Below are 18,228 nucleotides of genomic sequence, written 5' to 3'. Positions count from 1 at the left end.
GTCGGCGCGATGAATGTTTTAGCGCGAGGACATCGCGTCTTAGCCTGTGGAGAGTCGGCGCAGTCAGGCCGCTCGATGAAGCAGGAACCCACCGAAGCGACCCGTAGATCATCACGCGGCGCCGTAGAAATCCCCTTCCTTTAGGGAGGGGAGGATGTCAAGTCCGGCCAGCGCGCACGCTTGCGCTGAACAGCGGCCTTGCCCACCGCGGCGGGTAAGCTGATCCTCCGGCATGCCGCCGCTGCAAGAAAAATAGCATCCACACCAGTCGTCTTCGTCATCATGTTGTCATTTATCACAACTATGATGAAATTTACTATGGAAGAATACTTTTTGCTAACATAGAACACCAACGTCCGTAGTCGGCATGACAATGACGACTCCACTCTACTCCCTTCAGGAAGTTTCGATGAAAAAGCCCGTAGCAACCATCCACGTTCCCGGCCGGCTTACCGTGCTGGCCGCACTGATGGCAGGTCTTGCCGTTCCCGCCATGGCGGCCTCGCCCGACCTCGTGATCAGCCAGTTGTACGGCGCCGGTGGCAATGCCAACACCACGTTCTTTACCCACGACTACATCGAAATCTTCAACCGCGGCAGCGCCCCGGTCACCGCCGAAGGGTGGAGCCTGCAGTACGGCTCGGCCACCAGCACCGGCGCCTGGAGCGGCAAGTCGGCCCTGCCGACCTTTACCGTCGAGCCGGGCCAGTACATCCTGATCCAGCAGCAGAGCGGCGGCACGGGCCAGCCTTCGCTGCCAACCCCGCTCATCGCGCCGCAAAGCGGTTTTAACATGTCGGGAACCACCGGCAAAGTGGCCTTGGTGCGCGACACCGTCACCTTGAGCGGCGCCACCCCGGCGGGCGCGAACATCGCCGACCTGGTCGGCTTCGGCACCGCCAACGGCGCCGAAGGCACGCGCGCGCCGGCCATGTCGGCCTCGCTGGCCTTGTTCCGCGCCAACGGCGGCTGCGCCGACACCGACGACAACAGCGTCGATTTCGCCACCGGCGCGCCGGCCCCGCGCACCAGCGCCTCGGCCCGCAATACCTGCGGCGCCACCGTGCCGCAAGCCAAGCCGATCGTGCCGGCCTGCCCGGCCAGCCTGGCCATCGAACAGGGTAAGCCGGGCGCGGTCTTGCTGCGCGCCTCGGATGAAGACAGTATCGTCAACGGCGCGGCGATCGCCAGCGGCGCCGTGCCCGGCATCAGCCTGGGCAGCCTGACGGCGGCCAGCGCGAATGGCGCGTCCGCCAGCGTCAACCTGCAGGCCGGCGCGACCCTGGCATCGGGCAGCTACCCGCTCGTGATTCGTTTCACCAACAATGCCGGCCAGGAAGCGACCTGCCCGGTCAATGTCAGCGTTTCGGGCGCGGCCACGATTCCGCAAATCCAGGGCGCCGGCGCGGCCAGCCCGTTCGCCAATGTCAGCGTGAGCACCGAAGGCGTGGTCACCCACAAGGTGTCGAACGGCTACTTCATCCAGGATGCCAACGGCGACGGCGATCCGGCCACCTCGGACGGCCTGTTTGTCTTCACCGGCGCCGCGCCGACGGTGGCGCTGGGCGACCTGGTGCGCGTGAAAGGCACCATCGTCGAGTACAAGCCGACCGGCGCGCTGCGCACCTACACTGAAATGAAGGATGTCACCGGCACCGATGTGCTTGGCGGCGGCAATAGCGTGACGCCAGTCAATATCGCTTTCGAGCCGGGCATCGACCTGGCGCGCTACGAAGCGATGCTGGTCAATATCACCAACACGCTGACCGTCAACCAGACCAGTTACCTGGGCGACCGCGGCGAACTGACCCTGTCGGTCGGGCGCCGCGAAACCGCGACCAACCGCTTCCGTCCGGGCACGCCGGAGGCGCTGGCGCTGGCCGCGTCGAATGCGGGCAACCAACTGGTGCTCGACGACAGCTGGTTCGTCGCCCCGCCGGCCGCCACCCCGCCGTGCGCCGATGTGGTGGCCTGCTCGGGCATTCCTTACCTCGGCCAGGATGGCACGGTGCGCGCCGGCGATACCGTCGACAAGCTCGTTGGCGTGGTCGACTTCGGCGCCATCGGCGGCGGCGGCACGGCTTTCAAGATCCAGCCGACCGCGGCGCCGTCGTTCACGCGCAGCAACCCGCGCCTGGCCGCACCGGAACTGCCGGTCGGAAATGTCAAAGTGGCCAGCGCCAACGTGCTCAATTTCTTCACCACCTTCCTCGACGGCGCCGACGCCTGGGGCCGCACGGGGCAGGGCTGCAAGGTCGGCTCGACCACGCGCGCCTCGAATTGCCGTGGCGCCGACAACATGCCTGAATTCGTGCGCCAGCGCGACAAGATCGTTAATGAACTGAAGGCCATCGACGCCGATGTGGTGGGCTTGATGGAAATCCAGAACAACGACGACATCGCGGTCGACTACCTGGTCAGGCAGCTCAACGCGGCCATCGGCGTCGACACCTATGCCTACGTGCCCAAGCCGGCCGCCACCGGCACCGATGCGATCCGCGTGGCCATGATCTACAAGCCGGCCAAGCTGGCGCTGGTCGGCGGCGCGCTGTCCGACGGCGACGCCGTCAACAACCGGCCGCCGATGGCGCAGACCTTCAAGGCCGGCAACGGCGCGAAGTTCTCGCTGATCGTCAATCACCTCAAGTCGAAGGGTGGCTGCGGTAGCGGCGCCAATGCCGACCTGGGCGATGGCCAGAGCTGCAACAACGCCACCCGGGTGCTGCAGGCGCAGCGCCTGTCCAGCTACTTCATTCCGCAAGTGGTGGCAAGCGCGGGCGACCCGGACGTGCTGGTCATCGGCGACATGAATGCGCACGGCTTCGAAGATCCGATCCACCTGCTCAACCAGGCCGGCCTGGTCAACCAGCTCGAGCGCTTCGTGCGTCCGGCCGGCATTCCTTACTCCTACGTCTTCGACGGCGAAAGCGGCTACCTCGACCATGCGCTGGCCAGCACCTCGCTCGACGCCCAGGTGGCCGGCGCCACCGAATGGCATACCAATGCGGATGAACCGACCGTGATCGACTACAACACCGACGCCAAGAGCGTCGCCGCCCAGGCCCTGTTCAAGAATGACGCCTTCCGCTCCTCGGACCACGATCCGGTGGTGGTCGCGCTGAACCTGGCGCCGACCTATGCCGACGTCACGTCCAGTTTCGGGGTGACGGGTTCCGGCCTGCGCGTGGATATCTTCAAAAATACCTTCAGCGGCACCCTGACCATCACCAACACCAGCAAGGCGCCGATTACCGGGCCGGTCCATGTTGTATTTTCTTCACTGACTCCTGGCGTAACTGTTGCTACACGGACTGGAATGTTGGGAACAGAACCATATATGACTGTTAACAATGGTACAATACCAGTTGGCGCCAAAGTCACCCTTTCCGTTGTTTACAGCAGTCCCGCCCGTAAAGGCGTTGGTTTCGTCACGAAAATTTTAAGTGGTTCACTCTAAGGGAAGAAGAATGTTCGATATCAAAAGAATCATCACGAAAGCATTGCTCGCTGTAACGTTTGCATTGGGTGCAAGTACTGCCTGGGCTATTCCGACCTATCACGTCAACATTGACTCCAGTCAATTTGTCGGCAAGGGCGGCGCCATGTTGCTTAGTTTCAATAGCAAGCAAGCTGCCACCTCGGCCTTTGCCGATGTGAGCAATTTTGGCGGGATCTTCGAGTATGAACTGAGCCGTAGTGGCGCTGTCACCGGCGCGATTCCCGGTATGGTCAATTTCGCCAACAGCGGCAATCTCAATTACCTGATGCACAAGGTAACGCTCGGCGGCATGCTCAGTTTCGACGTTACCTTCCATGGCGACTTCGAAACCATTCCTGGCTCGTTTGGCGCCTTGTTCGGCGTGGCGCTGGTCGATCTCGATACGGGCGACTATCACGGCGCTGAGAATAACCTGATCGAGTTCGATCTCAACCCGCCGTCGGACGATGGTGGCACGCCAACCATCAAGATCGACAATCCAACCCGTATCGTGACCGTGACCACGAACGCGGTTCCGGAACCGTCCGACCTGCTGCTGGTCATGACCGGCCTGGGCCTGGTTGCCTTCGTGCGTCGTCGCACCAGCAAGGCGACGCGCTAAGCGACGCGCAAGCACGCTTGAGGCGGGCCACGGTCCGCCTCCATAAATCGCACATTTTCCGGCAACGGCGAGTGTGCTTTTTTTTCGCCTGCGCGCCCCGAAAAACCTTGCTCTAAAGCATGCTAAATATCCCCGCGCCCGCTATGAAAGAATAGTTGTCGCAACCGTCGGCGGCATGGTAGCCTTGCACGCCAAATTGAGCATTGAGGAGTCGAACGGATGTTTGCAGCAACAAAAATCAACCACTCCCGGCGCACGCGCCACGCGGGCTTCACCCTGCTTGAATTACTCGTCGTTATCGTCATCATCGGCTTGCTCGCCGCTTACGTGGGGCCGAAGTATTTCGCCCAGCTCGGCAAGTCCGAAGTGACGGTTGCCAAGGCCCAGATCGAAGCGTTCGAAAAGTCGCTCGACACCTACCGCCTCGACGTCGGCCGCTATCCGACCACCGAAGAAGGCATGGCCGCTTTGCTGGTCGCGCCCGCCACCGCCGGCGCCAAATGGAACGGTCCTTACCTGAAAAAGGCCGTGCCGCAGGATCCATGGGGCCGCCCGTACCAGTACCGCGCGCCGGGCGCCAAGGGGGACTACGAAATCGTGTCGACCGGCAAGGACGGCCAACCCGGCGGCACCGGCGAAAACGCCGACATCACGTCCCAATAGTTTCCTGACCCCATGGTTTTACCTTTCTCCGCAAAGGCCTCATGCAGTTTGCTGTCCGTACCCTCGCGCCCGATCTGAGCATTAGCAGCCAGGTGGTCGACGCCCAGGATGAGGCCGATGCCCGCCGCCAGTGCGAGGCGCGCGGGCTGTTCGTCAGCGCGGTCGAACCGGTGCGCGCCGCCGGCCTGCGCCGTAGCCGCGGCGCCAGCCTGTCGCTGGTGCTGTTCAGCCAGGAACTGCTGGCCTTGCTGACGGCCGGCCTGGGCATCGTCGAAGCGCTCGAAGCCCTGCTCGAAAAAGAAACCAGCGTCTCGACCCGCAACGTGCTCGAACGCCTGCTCGGCGGCTTGCGCGAAGGCAAGCGCTTTTCCAGCGTGCTGGCCGACCAGCCCGACCTGTTTTCGCCGCTCTACATCGGCATCGTGCGCGCCGCCGAAGGCACCAGCGACCTGCCGCGTTCGCTCGCGCGCTACATCGATTACCAGCAGCGCATCGACGTGGTGCGCAGCAAGATCGTCAGCGCCGCCATTTATCCGGTGATCCTGTTGGCCGTCGGCGGCGGCGTGAGCATGTTCCTGATTACCTACGTGGTGCCGCGCTTTGCCGAGGTCTACCAGGGCGCCGGACGCAACCTGCCGTGGATGTCGCAGATGCTGCTCGGCTGGGGCCAGTTCGCCAGCGGCCACACCAGCGTGCTGCTGGGCGGCCTGGCCTTGCTGGTCAGCGCGCTGGTGCTGCTGTGGCGCCGCCTGGCCGGCAATGGCGGCCTGGCGCGCCTGGTCACGCGCCTGCCCGGCATCGGCGAACGGGTGCGCATTTACGAACTCTCGCGACTGTACCTCACGCTCGGCATGCTCAGCGAAGGCGGCATCACCATCGTCAACGCCATCGATACCGTGCAGGCCATGGTGTCGAGTTCGATGCGCGCTTCCTTGAGCGCGGCGCGCATCAGCATCGAGTCCGGCCTGCCGCTCTCAAGCGCGTTCGAGGCCAACAGCCTGACCACCCCGATTTCGCTGCGCATGCTGCGGGTCGGCGAGCGCACCGGCGACATGGGGCCGATGCTGACCCAGTCGGCGGCCTTTTACGACGGCGAAATCAGCCGCTGGATCGACCGCTTCACCCGCACTTTCGAACCCTTGCTGATGGCCGCCATCGGGCTCGTCGTCGGCGCCATTGTGGTGCTGCTGTATATGCCGATTTTCGACCTGGCCGGAGACATGTCTTGAGTACCGCCGTGCCGTCTCCCATTCTCGACCCAAGCCTGCTGGCCGCCGCGCGCGCGCGCAGCTTGCAGACGCAACGCCCGCTGGTGGCCGAACTGGAAGCGTCCAGCGGCCTGGACGCGCGCCAGATCGTCCAGGCCCTGGCCGACCCGTTTGGCTTGACGGTGATGGAAACGGCCGAGATGCTCAGCTGCGCCACCGCGTTCGACCTGCTGCCGCTGGCCCAGGCGCTGGCGCGCCACTGCGTGCTGCTGCGCGAGCCCGGCGGCCAGGTGCTCGGCGTGATCGCCGACCCGTTCGACGTCGACCTGCAAACCTGGCTGAGCACCCGCGCGCGCGCCACGCCCGCCGCGCCGCTGCATGTGCGCCTGGCGCTGCAAGCCGATATCCAGGCTTACCTGTCCAAGCAGGAAGAATCGGCGCGCGCGGTCGACACCCTGGTGGCCAACGTGGGCGACGCCCGGCGCGACGGCAAGACCGCCGCCGTGCTGTCGTTCGCCTCGGTGTCCGAGGCCGCCAGCCCGGCCGTCAAGCTGGTCAACTCGACCCTGTACGACGCGCTCAAGGCCGGCGCCTCCGACATTCACCTCGAAAGCACCGCCGGCGGCCTGGCCGTCAAGTACCGGGTCGACGGCGTGCTCGATCACGCCACCTCGGTCGGCGGCGTCGAAGTGGCCGAGCACATCATCTCGCGCCTGAAAGTGCTGGCCGAACTCGATATCGCCGAACGCCGCGTGCCGCAGGACGGCAGCTTCCGGGTCGAATCGGGCGGACGCGAAATCGACCTGCGCGTGTCCATCATGCCGAGTATTCACGGCGAGGACGCGGTGATCCGTATTCTCGACAAGCGCGCCATGATCGAAGCCTACGGCGCGCTCACCTTGGAGGCGCTCGGTTTCGACGCGGCCTCGCTGGTGTCCCTGCGCATGCTGGCGCAGGAAGCCTACGGCATGCTGCTCGTGACCGGCCCGACCGGCTCGGGCAAGACCACGACCTTGTACGCGGCCCTGACCGAAATCCATAACGGGCGCGAAAAAATCATCACCATCGAAGACCCGGTCGAATACCAGCTGCCCGGCATCTTGCAAATTCCGGTCAACGAAAAGAAGGGCCTGAGCTTTGCCAAGGGCTTGCGTTCGATCCTGCGCCACGACCCCGACAAAATCATGGTCGGCGAAATCCGCGACCGCGAAACCGCCGAAATCGCGGTGCAGTCGGCCCTGACCGGCCACCTGGTGCTCACCACCGTCCACGCCAATAACGTGTTCGACGTGTTCGGCCGGTTTACCCACATGGGCATCGACCCCTACGCCTTCGTCTCGGCCCTCAACGGCATTTGGGCGCAGCGCCTGGTGCGCATGAACTGCCCGCACTGCGCGGAACAATTCACCCCGAGCGACGCCGAACTCGATGCCGTCAACCTGGAACGCGCCGACGTGCACGACTATCTTTTCATGCAGGGCAAGGGCTGCGGCGATTGCCGTGGCACCGGTTACAAGGGGCGCCGTTCGATCGCCGAAATCCTCACCCTGAACGACGAAATCCGCGAACTGATCGTCGACAAGCGCCCGATCCGCCAGATCAAGGCGGCGGCCCACGCCAACGGCACCCGCAGCCTGCGCCTGGCCGCGCTCGACCTGGTCAAGCGCGGCGCCACCACGCTCACCGAAATCAAGCGGGTGACCCTGCATGCGTAGACGGCTCGGACAATCGCTGCGGGTCGGCATCGCGCCCGGCGCCGTCGCGCTCCTTAAAACCAGCCGCTTTGGCGGCAACGCGCCCGAATTGGTGGCCGAACTGGCCTTTGACGGCGGCAGCCATCCCGAGTCGATCGCCGGCGCCCTGCGCCTGCTGCTCGAAGGCGCCGGCAGCGCCAACTGGCCCGTCACCATCGTGCTGGCCGATGAACTGGTGCGCATCTGGCAGGTGACGCCGCCCGCGGGTGCTGCGCGCCTGGCCGACCTGGAAGCGGCCGCCGCGCTGCGCTTTCAAACGCTGTTCGGCGAGCCGACCGGGGCCTGGCAACTGGCCGCCGGCTGGGATGCGGCGCAGCCGTTCCTGGTCGCCGCGCTGCCGCGCCATTTGCTGGCGCTGATCGAACAGGTGTGCGCCGCCCAGCGCGCGCCGCTGGTGGAACTGGCGCCGCAATTCGTGGCCGGCTTTAACCAGTGGCGCGGCGCGCTCAAGGCCGGCGCCTGGTATGGCCTGGTGCAGCAGCGCGTGCTGACCATTGCCGCCATCGAGGATGGGGCGATCCGCGCCGTGCGCGCCGCCGCGTTGCCCGAGGGCGCCGATCTTGACTGGCTGGCCGCGCATGTGGCGCGCGAAGCGCTGCGTCTGAACCTGTCCGTGCCGGCGCGCCTGTGCATATCGGGACACGCGCCGGCCGCCTGGAGCAAGGGCGCCGCCCATCCCGCGCTGGCTTGCCATCTGCTGGGACAGGGGCAGGGCGCCGGCTGGTCCGACTGCGCGCGCCTGGCCGCCACCGGGAGTCGCTTGTGAAACCAGTGCGCATCGATTTCGCGCCGCCCTCCGTACAGCGCACCTTGCACCGCGCCGGTCCTGGCGCCTGGGCCGTGGCCGTGCTGGGGCTGGCGCTGTGCGCCGGCGCCGCCACCCTGGGCTTTCGCCTGGTAACGCAGCAGCGCGCCGACAGCGCCGAATTGAACGCGGCTCGCCTGCGTTCGCGCGCGCCGCTGGTGGTGGCGCCCGTGGTGCAAGGCCCGCGCATTTCGGAAGCGCAGGCGGCCGGCGTGAACGCCGCCATCCTGCAACTGAACCTGCCGTGGCGCGCCCTGTACGACGCCATCGCCGCCGCCACGCCGCCCGGCATCGGCATGCTGGCGCTGGAACCGGACGCGCGCAAACGCAGCCTGAAAATCACCGCCGAAGCGAAAAGCAGCGATGCCATGATCGAATACGTCGAACTGCTCAAACGCGAGGAACTGTTCGCCGGCGTGACCCTGATCCGCCACGAAATCAACGAGCAGGACCCGAACAAGCCAATCCGCTTCCAGCTCGAAGCCGAATGGGTGGCGCCATGAGCGCGCCGACCTTAGCCAAGCTGGCGCTGCGCGCGCGCCTGGGCGTGGCCGCTGGGGGGCCGTTTTTCTGCGGCGCTTGCGTGCTGCTGCTGGCCGGCGGCGCGGCCGTCGCCTGGCTGCTGCCGCAAGGCGCGCTGCAGGCGCAGCGCCACGCTGTCGCGCTCGGGCTGGCGCGCATGCCGCCACCGGTCGACAAGCCGGCGCCCGTCATCGCCAACGAAAACCTGGCCCTGTTCTATGCCACCCTGGGCGAGAAGCGCTACGCCGAACAGCAGGTCAAGACCCTGTTCGGCATCGCCGCCAAGAGCGGCCTGTCGCTCTCGCAGGGCGACTACAAGGCCGCGTACGACCGCAACGCGCGCCTGCATACCTATCAGGTGACCTTGCCGGTCAAGGGCAGCTATGGCGCCATCTGGAAGTTCACCATCCTGTCGCTGCGCGCCATTCCCTTTGCCTCGCTCGACGAAATCAGCTTCAAGCGCGACAACCTCGGCGAGCCGGCGCTCGAAGCGCGCGTGCGCATGACCTTTTACCTGCAAGATGCGCCGGGAGCGCCGCAATGAACCCACGCCACCTCGTCATGGGCGCTGCCGTGCTGGCGGCCGCCGGCCTGCTCATCTTCGGCGACAACAAGCCCGAATCGGACGTGGCCGAAGCGGTCGAACGCGGCGCGCCGAAGGCCGCCGTGGTCCGCGCAAGTAGCGTCGCCGCGCGCGCCGAACCGGCGGAACCTGCGATCCTGCGCCTGGCCGCGCGCGACACCCTGATCGGCGACGACGACGACGACGCCTTCGGCGCCGGCGTGTTCGGCAGCCAGAACCTGAACCCGCCGCCCGCCGCGCCGCCGGTGGACAACACGCCACCGCCGCCACCGCCGCCGCCAAGCGCGCCGCCGCTGCCCTTCGTCTTCATCGGAAAAGCGGTGAGCGAGGGCGCGTGGGAAGTGTTCCTCGCGCGCGGCGACAAGACCTATATCGTACGTAACAAGATGGTGATCGACGGCGTGTACCGGGTGGACGCAATCGCGCCGCCCACATTGACCCTGACCTATCTGCCTTTGAACCAGGTTCAACAGCTCAACATTGGAGTCTTCGACTGATGGCTAGTCACCGGATTGGCACACGTTGCCTGAATTTGCCACCCTGGCGCCGCCTTGCGCGCGCCGCCGCCGCGCCGCTGATCGTGTTGGCGTTAGCTGGCTGCGCCGGGCAGGCCGCTTACCTCGAAGGCAATTCGCTGGTCGAGAAAGATGAAATCGAGGCGGGCTTGATCAAGTACCGCCAGGCAGTCGACGCCCAGCCCGAAAACCCGGTCTTTCGCGCCGCCTATCTGCGCGCGCGCGACCGCGCCGCCACGCGCCTGCTCGACCAGGCCGACCGCGCGCTCGCCGCCGGCAGGCCGGCCCCGGCGCTGCAGGATTACCAGCGCGTGCTGGGGTTCGACCCGGCCAACGAGCGCGCCCGCGCCGGCCTGCGCCTGATCGAGATGGACCAGCGTCACGCCAGGGCGATGGAAGAGGCCACGGCCGCTTTCGAGCGCAAGGAATACGAGCCGGCGCGCGCGCGCGCCGCCGCGATCCTGATCGAGCGTCCGCAGTACGAACCGGCGCGCCAGCTGCTCTTGCAGGTAGCCGAAAAGACCGCCGCGCCGGTCGCCGAAACAGGCTTGTCCGCCGCCTACAAGACGCCGATCAGCATCGAGTTCCGCGACGCCCCGCTCAAGCAGGTGCTCGATGTGATCGCGCGCCGCTCGAACCTGAACTTCATCTTCGATAAGGACGTCAAGACCGACCAGAAGACGTCCATCTTCCTGAAAAACAGCACGGTCGAATCGGCCATCTACTACCTGATGGTGTCGAACCAGCTGGACTACCAGGTCATGGATGGCAATACCCTGCTGGTGTACCAGAACGTGGCCACCAAGCTCAAGGAATACCAGGAAATGACGGTCAAGACCTTCTTCCTGGCCAACGCCGACGCCAAGGTGGTGGCCAACACGCTCAAGACCATTTTGAAGTCGCGCGATGTGGTCATCGACGAAAAGCTCAACCTCGTGATCTTGCGCGACAACCCGGAAGCGATCAAGCTGGCCGCCAAGCTGGTGGCCCTGCAGGACGTGGCCGAGCCGGAAGTCATGCTCGAAGTCGAGATTTTGGAGATCAAGCGCAGCCGCCTGCTGGAACTGGGCGTCTCGTGGCCCACCACCTTGACCCTGGCGCCCCTGACCACGCCCGGCGGCGGGCCGCTCACGCTCGACACCGTGCGCGGGCTGGGGCGCGCCGACATTGGCCTGTCGTCGCTGTCGACCACGATCACCGCGCGCAAGACCGACGGCGACTCGAACACCCTGGCCAATCCGCGCATCCGCGTGCGCAACAAGGAAAAGGCCAAGATCGTCATCGGCGACAAGGTCCCGAACATCACCACCACCTTGTCGTCGGGCGGCGTGGCGAACGGCTTTTCGCAGGAGTCGATCACGTATCTGGATGTCGGCCTGACCCTGAACGTGGAGCCGACCATCTATTTGAATAACGAAATCGGCATCCGCGTCGGCCTGACGGTGAGCAGCCTGCTCGACACCATCACCACCGCCTCGGGCACCACGGCGTACCGCATCGGCAACCGCGAAGCGTCGACCATGCTGCAACTGAAGGATGGCGAAAACCAGGTGCTGGCGGGCCTGATCAACAATGAAGACCGCAGCAACGGCACCAAGATTCCGGGCGTGGGCAACCTGCCGGTGGTCGGGCGCCTGTTCGGGCGCACCGCCGACGGCGCCGACCGCACCGAGATCGTGCTGTCGATTACGCCGCATTTGATCCGCAACATCCAGCGTCCGCCGGCCAGCGCGTCCGAGTTCAGCGCCGGCACCGAGACCAGCTTCCGGCGCCGTCCGGACACGACGCCGCGCGCGCCGGTGGTCATGCCGCCGTCGCCAGGCGTGCGTGCGCCGACCCCGGCCCCGGTCCAGGCCCCGGCGATTCCGGAAGCGCCGGCCGCCGCCGTCACCCCGGTGCCGGTCCCGGAAACCACGCCCGCGCCGGAGCAATGATGGCGCAGGGGCGGGGCCGCGGCTTCACGCTGATCGAATTGCTGGTGACCCTGGCGATTCTGGCCCTGCTCGGCACCCTGGTGGTGCCGGTGACGCAAGTGACCATGCAACGCCAGCAGGAGCAGGAATTGCGCCGCTCGCTGCGCGAAATCCGCCAGGGGATCGACGCCTACAAGCGCGCTTACGACGAGGGGCGGATCGCGCGCGCCTTGAACAGCAACGGTTACCCGAAATCGCTCGATCAACTGGTCGAAGGCGTGCCCGATGTGCGTAGTCCCACCCGCGCCAAGATTTTTTTCCTGCGCCGCGTGCCGCGCGACCCTTTCAGCGCCAGCGGCGATGTGAATCCCGCCCAGACCTGGGGCAAGCGCAGCTACGCCAGCGAGGCCCTTGACCCGCGCGAAGGCGAGGACGTGTACGATGTGTATTCGACCTCGGACCGGGTCGGCCTGAACGATGTACCGTACCGCAAATGGTAAAGAGGATGCAAGCACGAATGCAAGCAAACCAAGGCCGCCCGGCGCGCGGCTTCACCCTGATCGAACTGCTGGTGGTGCTGGGCATTGTCGCGCTACTGCTCACGCTCGCGGTGCCGCGCTTTTTTCCGAGCATCGACAGCGCCAAGGATACGATCCTGGCCGACAACCTGCGCAACACGCGCGCCGTGATCGACCAGTACTACGCCGACACCGGGCGTTATCCCGATTCGCTGGAACAGCTGGTCGAGAAAAAATACCTGCGCAATATTCCCGTGGACCCGGTGGCCGACAGCAGCACCAGCTGGATCCTGGTGGCTCCCGAAGACACCACCAAGGGCAACCTGTACAGCATCAAGAGTGGGGCGCCCGGCAATGACCGCAACGGCAAACCGTATCTCGACTGGTAGGGCCGCGCCGCGCCGCCAGCGCGCGCACGGCTTTACCTATCTTGGGCTGATCATCCTGGTCACCATCATCGGCCTCGTTGGTGCGGCCAGCCTGAAAGTCGGCTCGCTCATGCAGCGCGCCGCCGCCGAAGAAGAACTGCTGGCCATCGGCGCCGCCTTCAGCGATGCGCTGCGCAGCTACGCCGCCGCCACGCCGCCGGGCCAGCCGCAGCAGCCGCCCACCTTGCAGGAACTGCTCAAGGACCCGCGCTTTCCCGGCATCCGGCGCCATCTGCGCAAGATTTTCGTCGACCCGATCACCGGCAAGGCCGAATGGGGTGTGATGTACGTGGGCGACAAGCAGGGCGTGCTGGGCGTGTACAGCCTGTCGGACGCGCCGCCGCTCAAGGTCGGCAATTTCGACGCGCGCTTTCTGAACATGGAAAACAAGAGCAAGCTGTCGGAGTGGAAGTTCACCTTGTCGACCTTGACCATGGCGCCGCAGGAGCCGATGGCGGTGCCCGGCCAGAACCAGCCTGGCCAGCCGGCGCCGCTGTTTCCGCCGGTGGAAGGCGCTGCAAAACCGGCGGACCAGATGTCGCCCGCGCCGGTTCCTGCGCCAGCCCAGGAACCGGCTGCGGACGCCGCCACGCCGCCGCCCGAGGAAGCGCAGCCTGAGAAGGCCGAGCCGCCGGCGGACAAGCCTGACGAACCGGCAGAGCCGCCGCAAGAAGATCAGTCGGGCAAGGAGAGTGCCGGGCAGGACGAGCGCCAGCGCGACGAAGGCCGCCGCAACGAGCCCAAACGCGAGATGTAAGCTTAACGCCCGCTGCGCTTGAAATCTTTGAAGCGGAAACCCAGCCCGAACAGCACCACAAAGTAGGCCAGGCCGCTGCCGGCAACGATGGCGAACAGCGACCCGGCGCGCAGCCATGGACGCGCTTGCAGCGCGGTCCAGTCGAGCTGGATCTTGCAGTAGTACGCGATCAGGCCCATCACGGCCACGGCGATGACCAGCTTGGCGAAGAACATGATCCAGCCCGGCTGCGGCACATAAATGCCGCGCTTGCGCAGCATGGTGTACAGCACGGCGGCATTGATGCAAGCGCCCAGGCCGATCGACAGCGCCAGGCCCGCCACTTTCAAATACGGCACGAACACCAGGTTCATCAGCTGCACCGCGACCAGCACGCCGATAGCGATGCGCACCGGCGTGCGCACATCCTGGCGCGCGTAGAACGCCGGGGTGAGCGTCTTGACCAGGATAATGCCGACCAGGCCGGCGCTGTACGCCATCAGCGGCATGGCCGAGGCGTGGACCGCCTTGGCGGTGAACGCGCCATAGTGGAACAGGGTGGCGATCATCGGTTCGGCCAGCATGGCCAGGCCGACCGAGGCGGGCAGGGCCAGCAGGAAGGTCAGGCGCAGGCCCCAGTTGAGCAGGGCCGAGTACTCGGAGGTATCGCCCTCGGCATTCGCCTTGGCGAGGCTGGGCAGCAAAATGGTGCCGAGCGCCACGCCCAGCATCGCCGTGGGGAATTCCATCAGGCGGTCGGCGTAGGTGAGGGCGGACACGCTGCCGGCGCCCAGGCGCGAGGCGATGCCGGTATTGACCAGCAGGCTGATCTGGGCGGCGGAGACGGCGAACACGGCCGGTCCCATCTTTTTGAGCATGCGGTGCACGCCGGGGTCGCGCAGGGCGGCGATGGGATTGATCGAAATGCGCGGCAGCATGCCGATTTTCATCAGGGAGGGAATCTGGATGCCCACCTGCAGCAGGCCGCCGACCACCACCGCGAAGGCCATCGCGTAAATCGGTTGCTCGAGGCGCTGGGCCAGGAACAGCGACGCCAGGATGAAGGAAATATTCAGCAGGACAGGCGTGAAGGCGGGAATCTTGAACTGGCGCCAGGTGTTGAGAATGCCGCTGGCCAGCGAGACGAAGGCCATGCAGATAATATAGGGGAACATCATGCGCGTCATGAAGACGGCGGCCTGCTCGGCCTGCGGCGTCTGCTTGGACGTGTCCATGATCCACATGATCAGCATCGGGGTGGCGATGATGCCGGCGATGGTGATCAGGAGGGTTGACCAGATCAGCACGGTGGCGACGCTGTCGACCAGCGGGCGCGTGCCCTCATCGCCGTGCTGGGTCTTGACGTCGGCCAGGATCGGCACGAAGGCCTGGGCGAAGGCGCCCTCGGCGAACATGCGGCGCAGCAGGTTGGGAATACGGAAAGCGACGTTAAACGCGTCGGTGAATTCCGAAGCGCCGAAGGCGCGCGCGAAAAGGCTTTCGCGCAGCAGGCCGGTGACGCGGGATAGCATGGTCATGCTGGAGATGGCAGCCAGGGTTTTGAGCAAGTTCATGGGCCGGGATTATAGCCCGGCAAGGGTGATGCGGACGGGGGTGGCCGACAAATGTTGATTTTTGAATTGCCCTTACCGGAACTTTTCGCTATAATCGAAGGCTGTACAGAATTCTGTTACGCAGACACTAATGTTTGGCAGGCACTGGTTTGACACACAAGGTGTAGAAAAAACACTGGTTTGACAGACGCTATTGTTTGCAAACGCAACTTGACCCCGATTTAGGAAATTCCATGGCAAATACCGCACAAGCACGCAAGCGCGCTCGTCAAGCAGTTAAGCAAAACGCTCACAATTCGTCGCAGCGTTCGACCCTGCGTACCGCTATCAAAGCAGTGCGCAAGGCTATCCAGGCTGGCGACAAAGCCGCCGCAGCGTCGATCTTCCAGGCATCCGTGTCGACCATCGACAGCATCGCCGACAAGAAAATCATCCACAAGAACAAAGCAGCGCGTCACAAGAGCCGTCTGGCTGCTGCTCTGAAAGCGCTGGCTTAATAGCCATCGCCGCCGGTGGACTTCGGTCCGCCGGTTGAGCTTGTGAGCATGTTCAAAAACCCGCCTGGCTTCGGCCCGGCGGGTTTTTTTCGTGTGCAGTTTCCAAGTCGCAATTCTTAAACCGGGGTCAGACCCCGGTGTTGCCTGCCTGGGGTCTGACCCCGGTTTGAGAATTGCGACTTGGAAACTGACTGATTCTCCTTTTTCGCCAAACCGGGCTTGTTTCTACACCGGGGTCAGACCCCAGGCAAGCAAAACCGGGCTTGTTTCTACACCGGGGTCAGACCCCCAACAAGCAAAACCGGGGTCTGACCCCGGCGTAGAAACAAGCCCGGTTCTGGCTACGCTTCAGATTTTCTTCATGTCCCCGGCCGGCACTTCCACCCATTCCCCCGGCATCAAGGGGTGCGTGGCCAGCGAAAACGGCCCGATGCTGCTGCGTACCAGCCGCAAAGTCGGCAATCCCACCGCCGCCGTCATCCTGCGCACCTGCCGGTTCTTCCCCTCCTGCAAAGTAATCGCGATCCAGCTGGTCGGCTTGTCGGCGCGCACCCGGATCGGCGGCGTGCGCGGCCACAGCCAGCCCGGTTCGGCAATCTGCACCGCCTTGCACGGCTTGGTGACAAAGTCGCCCAGGTCGAGCGGCGCCTGCAGCCGCGCCAATGCCTCCGCACCGAGCGCGCCGTCCACCTGCACCAGGTAGGTCTTCGCTTCCTTGTGGTCCGGATGGGCGATGCTGTGCTGCAGGCGGCCATCGTCGGTGAGCAGCATGAGCCCTTCGCTGTCGGCGTCGAGCCGGCCGGCCGGATAGATCTCGGGCGTGCGCAGGTAGTCGGCCAGGGTTTCGCGTCCGTCCTGGGCCGAGAACTGGCACAGCACCTGGAACGGCTTGTTAAAGAGAATGAGGGGCATAATTGAGTCGCTGGAAAGATGTTCGGCCCGCCGTTCGCCTGGCGGGCCATTTGTTAGTGTCGCAAAACCGTAGCGCCTAGTAAAATACTGGTGCATAATATGAAACGCGCGTCTTATGTCTTATAGAAGACTACAACTCTCGTCGTATTTATAGTAACCAATTCAGATTGCAGACCATGCCTGACAGACGCAACATTGTTGTCGCCTGCTATGCGTCCACTTCGGAGATCACGATGTATCAACATATCAAAGTACCTGCTGACGGCCAAAAAATCTCGGTCAATGCCGATTTTTCGCTGAATGTACCAGATAATCCAGTCATTCCCTACATCGAAGGCGATGGCACCGGCGTCGATATCAGCCCGGTCATGATCAAGGTCATCGACGCAGCCGTGGCCAAGGCCTACGGCGGCAAGCGCAAGATCAGCTGGATGGAAATCTATGCCGGCGAGAAGTCGACCACCGTGTACGGCCCGGACGTGTGGCTGCCGGAAGAAACCCTGGAAGTGCTGAAGGACTACGTTGTGTCGATCAAGGGACCGCTCACGACCCCGGTCGGCGGCGGCATCCGTTCGCTCAACGTCGCCCTGCGCCAGCAGCTCGACCTGTACGTCTGCCTGCGCCCGGTGCGTTATTTCACCGGCGTGCCTTCGCCAGTGCGTGAGCCAGAGAAGACCGACATGGTCATCTTCCGCGAAAACTCGGAAGACATCTACGCCGGTATCGAATACCAGCAAGGTTCCGAAGGCGCCAAGAAACTGATGGATTTCCTGATCAAGGAAATGGGCGTCACCAAGATCCGCTTCCCTGAGACTTCGGGCCTGGGCATCAAGCCAGTGTCGATCGAAGGCACCGAGCGCCTGGTGCGCAAGGCGATCCAGTACGCCGTCGACAATGACAAGCCTTCCGTGACGATCGTTCACAAAGGTAACATCATGAAGTACACCGAAGGCGGCTTCCGCGATTGGGCGTACGCACTGGCACAGAAAGAGTTCGGCGCCGAGCTGATCGATGGCGGCCCATGGTGCAAGTTCAAGAATCCGAAGACCGGCAAGGACATCATCGTCAAGGATTCGATCGCCGATGCGTTCCTGCAGCAGATCCTGTTGCGTCCGGCCGAGTACAGCGTCATCGCGACCCTGAACCTGAACGGCGACTACATCTCCGACGCGCTGGCCGCACAAGTGGGCGGTATCGGCATCGCGCCGGGCGCCAACCTGTCGGACTCGGTGGCCATGTTCGAAGCGACCCACGGCACCGCGCCGAAGTACGCAGGCAAGGACTATGTGAACCCGGGTTCGCTGATCCTGTCGGCTGAAATGATGCTGCGTCACATGGGCTGGCTGGAAGCGGCCGACCTGATCATCTCGTCGATGCAGAAATCGATCGCCTCGAAAAAGGTTACCTACGACTTCGCGCGTTTGATGGAAGGCGCGACCCAAGTGTCGTGCTCCGGTTTCGGCGATGTGATGATCGAGCAGATGTAAGATTGCATGAATG

General features: G+C 64.5%; 17 protein-coding genes and 1 pseudogene. 16 read left to right on the top strand and 2 right to left on the bottom strand.

Annotated elements, in window-relative coordinates:
• From F0185_RS35020 to F0185_RS28245, 14 genes and pseudogenes are all read left to right on the top strand, one after another.
• Window positions 1–144: pseudogene (locus F0185_RS35020) on the top strand (RNA-guided endonuclease InsQ/TnpB family protein); the annotation flags it as partial.
• Between the two features lie 265 nt (window positions 145–409).
• The gene (locus F0185_RS28305; RefSeq protein ID WP_229477234.1) at window positions 410–3,457 is read left to right on the top strand and encodes an ExeM/NucH family extracellular endonuclease; all 3,048 of its coding nucleotides are present in this window, start codon (window positions 410–412) and stop codon (window positions 3,455–3,457) included.
• 10 nt (window positions 3,458–3,467) lie between these two features.
• Window positions 3,468–4,100: an NF038129 family PEP-CTERM protein gene (locus F0185_RS28300; RefSeq protein WP_167230621.1), complete on the top strand. Its 633-nt coding sequence runs from the start codon at window positions 3,468–3,470 to the stop codon at window positions 4,098–4,100.
• A 219-nt stretch (window positions 4,101–4,319) separates the two neighbouring features.
• On the top strand, window positions 4,320–4,763 hold the full coding sequence (gspG, locus tag F0185_RS28295; RefSeq protein ID WP_167230618.1) for a type II secretion system major pseudopilin GspG: 444 nt from the start codon (window positions 4,320–4,322) through the stop codon (window positions 4,761–4,763).
• A 41-nt stretch (window positions 4,764–4,804) separates the two neighbouring features.
• Entirely contained in the window at window positions 4,805–5,992 is a 1,188-nt protein-coding gene (locus F0185_RS28290) for a type II secretion system F family protein (RefSeq protein ID WP_167230615.1), read from the top strand.
• The gene (locus F0185_RS28285; protein ID WP_167230612.1) at window positions 5,989–7,686 is read left to right on the top strand and encodes a GspE/PulE family protein; all 1,698 of its coding nucleotides are present in this window, start codon (window positions 5,989–5,991) and stop codon (window positions 7,684–7,686) included. Before F0185_RS28290 ends, F0185_RS28285 begins: the two co-directional genes overlap by 4 nt.
• The gene (locus tag F0185_RS28280) at window positions 7,679–8,491 is read left to right on the top strand and encodes a hypothetical protein (protein ID WP_167230609.1); all 813 of its coding nucleotides are present in this window, start codon (window positions 7,679–7,681) and stop codon (window positions 8,489–8,491) included. The genes F0185_RS28285 and F0185_RS28280 overlap by 8 nt, the downstream gene beginning before the upstream one ends.
• Window positions 8,488–9,033: a PilN domain-containing protein gene (locus F0185_RS28275; RefSeq protein WP_167230606.1), complete on the top strand. Its 546-nt coding sequence runs from the start codon at window positions 8,488–8,490 to the stop codon at window positions 9,031–9,033. The genes F0185_RS28280 and F0185_RS28275 overlap by 4 nt, the downstream gene beginning before the upstream one ends.
• Window positions 9,030–9,596 (top strand): hypothetical protein, encoded by a 567-nt coding sequence (locus F0185_RS28270; protein ID WP_167230603.1) that lies wholly within the window; start codon window positions 9,030–9,032, stop codon window positions 9,594–9,596. Before F0185_RS28275 ends, F0185_RS28270 begins: the two co-directional genes overlap by 4 nt.
• Window positions 9,593–10,132, top strand: coding sequence for a hypothetical protein (locus tag F0185_RS28265; RefSeq protein WP_167230599.1), 540 nt, complete (start codon window positions 9,593–9,595; stop codon window positions 10,130–10,132). Before F0185_RS28270 ends, F0185_RS28265 begins: the two co-directional genes overlap by 4 nt.
• A 35-nt stretch (window positions 10,133–10,167) precedes the next feature.
• Window positions 10,168–12,084 (top strand): secretin GspD/PilQ domain-containing protein, encoded by a 1,917-nt coding sequence (locus F0185_RS28260; RefSeq protein ID WP_229477233.1) that lies wholly within the window; start codon window positions 10,168–10,170, stop codon window positions 12,082–12,084.
• Window positions 12,084–12,563 carry a type II secretion system protein gene (locus F0185_RS28255; RefSeq protein WP_229477232.1) on the top strand — a complete coding sequence of 160 codons (480 nt, stop codon included), beginning with the start codon at window positions 12,084–12,086 and terminating at the stop codon, window positions 12,561–12,563. Before F0185_RS28260 ends, F0185_RS28255 begins: the two co-directional genes overlap by 1 nt.
• Window positions 12,564–12,580: 17 nt before the next feature.
• Window positions 12,581–12,970 carry a type II secretion system protein gene (locus tag F0185_RS28250; protein ID WP_229477231.1) on the top strand — a complete coding sequence of 130 codons (390 nt, stop codon included), beginning with the start codon at window positions 12,581–12,583 and terminating at the stop codon, window positions 12,968–12,970.
• Window positions 12,936–13,766: a type II secretion system protein gene (locus F0185_RS28245; protein ID WP_229477230.1), complete on the top strand. Its 831-nt coding sequence runs from the start codon at window positions 12,936–12,938 to the stop codon at window positions 13,764–13,766. The genes F0185_RS28250 and F0185_RS28245 overlap by 35 nt, the downstream gene beginning before the upstream one ends.
• Before the next feature lie 2 nt (window positions 13,767–13,768).
• Here the strand turns inward: F0185_RS28245 and murJ are convergent, their stop codons facing one another.
• Window positions 13,769–15,319 (bottom strand): murein biosynthesis integral membrane protein MurJ, encoded by a 1,551-nt coding sequence (murJ, locus tag F0185_RS28240; protein ID WP_167230591.1) that lies wholly within the window; start codon window positions 15,317–15,319, stop codon window positions 13,769–13,771.
• A 233-nt stretch (window positions 15,320–15,552) separates the two neighbouring features.
• On the opposite strand from murJ, the gene rpsT reads away from it, so the two are divergent.
• Window positions 15,553–15,816: a 30S ribosomal protein S20 gene (rpsT, locus tag F0185_RS28235; RefSeq protein ID WP_054267030.1), complete on the top strand. Its 264-nt coding sequence runs from the start codon at window positions 15,553–15,555 to the stop codon at window positions 15,814–15,816.
• 348 nt (window positions 15,817–16,164) lie between these two features.
• Here the strand turns inward: rpsT and F0185_RS28230 are convergent, their stop codons facing one another.
• Window positions 16,165–16,728 carry a pseudouridine synthase gene (locus F0185_RS28230; RefSeq protein WP_167230589.1) on the bottom strand — a complete coding sequence of 188 codons (564 nt, stop codon included), beginning with the start codon at window positions 16,726–16,728 and terminating at the stop codon, window positions 16,165–16,167.
• A 233-nt stretch (window positions 16,729–16,961) separates the two neighbouring features.
• Between F0185_RS28230 and icd the strand changes: the two genes are divergently transcribed.
• Window positions 16,962–18,215: an NADP-dependent isocitrate dehydrogenase gene (gene icd, locus F0185_RS28225; protein WP_166890744.1), complete on the top strand. Its 1,254-nt coding sequence runs from the start codon at window positions 16,962–16,964 to the stop codon at window positions 18,213–18,215.
• Window positions 18,216–18,228 lie beyond the last annotated feature (13 nt).

Source organism: Massilia rubra (genome assembly GCF_011682065.1).
Lineage (GTDB): Bacteria > Pseudomonadota > Gammaproteobacteria > Burkholderiales > Burkholderiaceae_D > Telluria_A > Telluria_A rubra.
This window is presented reverse-complemented; position numbering and strand designations above follow the sequence as displayed.

Excerpts from the sequence above, each read along its gene's own strand:
- F0185_RS28245 (WP_229477230.1), top strand. The coding sequence starts at position 12,936 with ATGACCGCAACGGCAAACCGTATCTCGACTGGTAGGGCCGCGCCGCGC.
- F0185_RS28305 (WP_229477234.1), top strand. The coding sequence starts at position 410 with ATGAAAAAGCCCGTAGCAACCATCCACGTTCCCGGCCGGCTTACCGTG.
- F0185_RS28265 (WP_167230599.1), top strand. The coding sequence starts at position 9,593 with ATGAACCCACGCCACCTCGTCATGGGCGCTGCCGTGCTGGCGGCCGCC.
- murJ (WP_167230591.1), bottom strand. The coding sequence starts at position 15,319 with ATGAACTTGCTCAAAACCCTGGCTGCCATCTCCAGCATGACCATGCTA.
- gspG (WP_167230618.1), top strand. The coding sequence starts at position 4,320 with ATGTTTGCAGCAACAAAAATCAACCACTCCCGGCGCACGCGCCACGCG.
- F0185_RS28255 (WP_229477232.1), top strand. The coding sequence starts at position 12,084 with ATGGCGCAGGGGCGGGGCCGCGGCTTCACGCTGATCGAATTGCTGGTG.
- F0185_RS28270 (WP_167230603.1), top strand. The coding sequence starts at position 9,030 with ATGAGCGCGCCGACCTTAGCCAAGCTGGCGCTGCGCGCGCGCCTGGGC.
- rpsT (WP_054267030.1), top strand. The coding sequence starts at position 15,553 with ATGGCAAATACCGCACAAGCACGCAAGCGCGCTCGTCAAGCAGTTAAG.
- F0185_RS28230 (WP_167230589.1), bottom strand. The coding sequence starts at position 16,728 with ATGCCCCTCATTCTCTTTAACAAGCCGTTCCAGGTGCTGTGCCAGTTC.
- F0185_RS28290 (WP_167230615.1), top strand. The coding sequence starts at position 4,805 with ATGCAGTTTGCTGTCCGTACCCTCGCGCCCGATCTGAGCATTAGCAGC.
- F0185_RS28300 (WP_167230621.1), top strand. The coding sequence starts at position 3,468 with ATGTTCGATATCAAAAGAATCATCACGAAAGCATTGCTCGCTGTAACG.
- F0185_RS28250 (WP_229477231.1), top strand. The coding sequence starts at position 12,581 with ATGCAAGCAAACCAAGGCCGCCCGGCGCGCGGCTTCACCCTGATCGAA.
- F0185_RS28280 (WP_167230609.1), top strand. The coding sequence starts at position 7,679 with ATGCGTAGACGGCTCGGACAATCGCTGCGGGTCGGCATCGCGCCCGGC.
- icd (WP_166890744.1), top strand. The coding sequence starts at position 16,962 with ATGTATCAACATATCAAAGTACCTGCTGACGGCCAAAAAATCTCGGTC.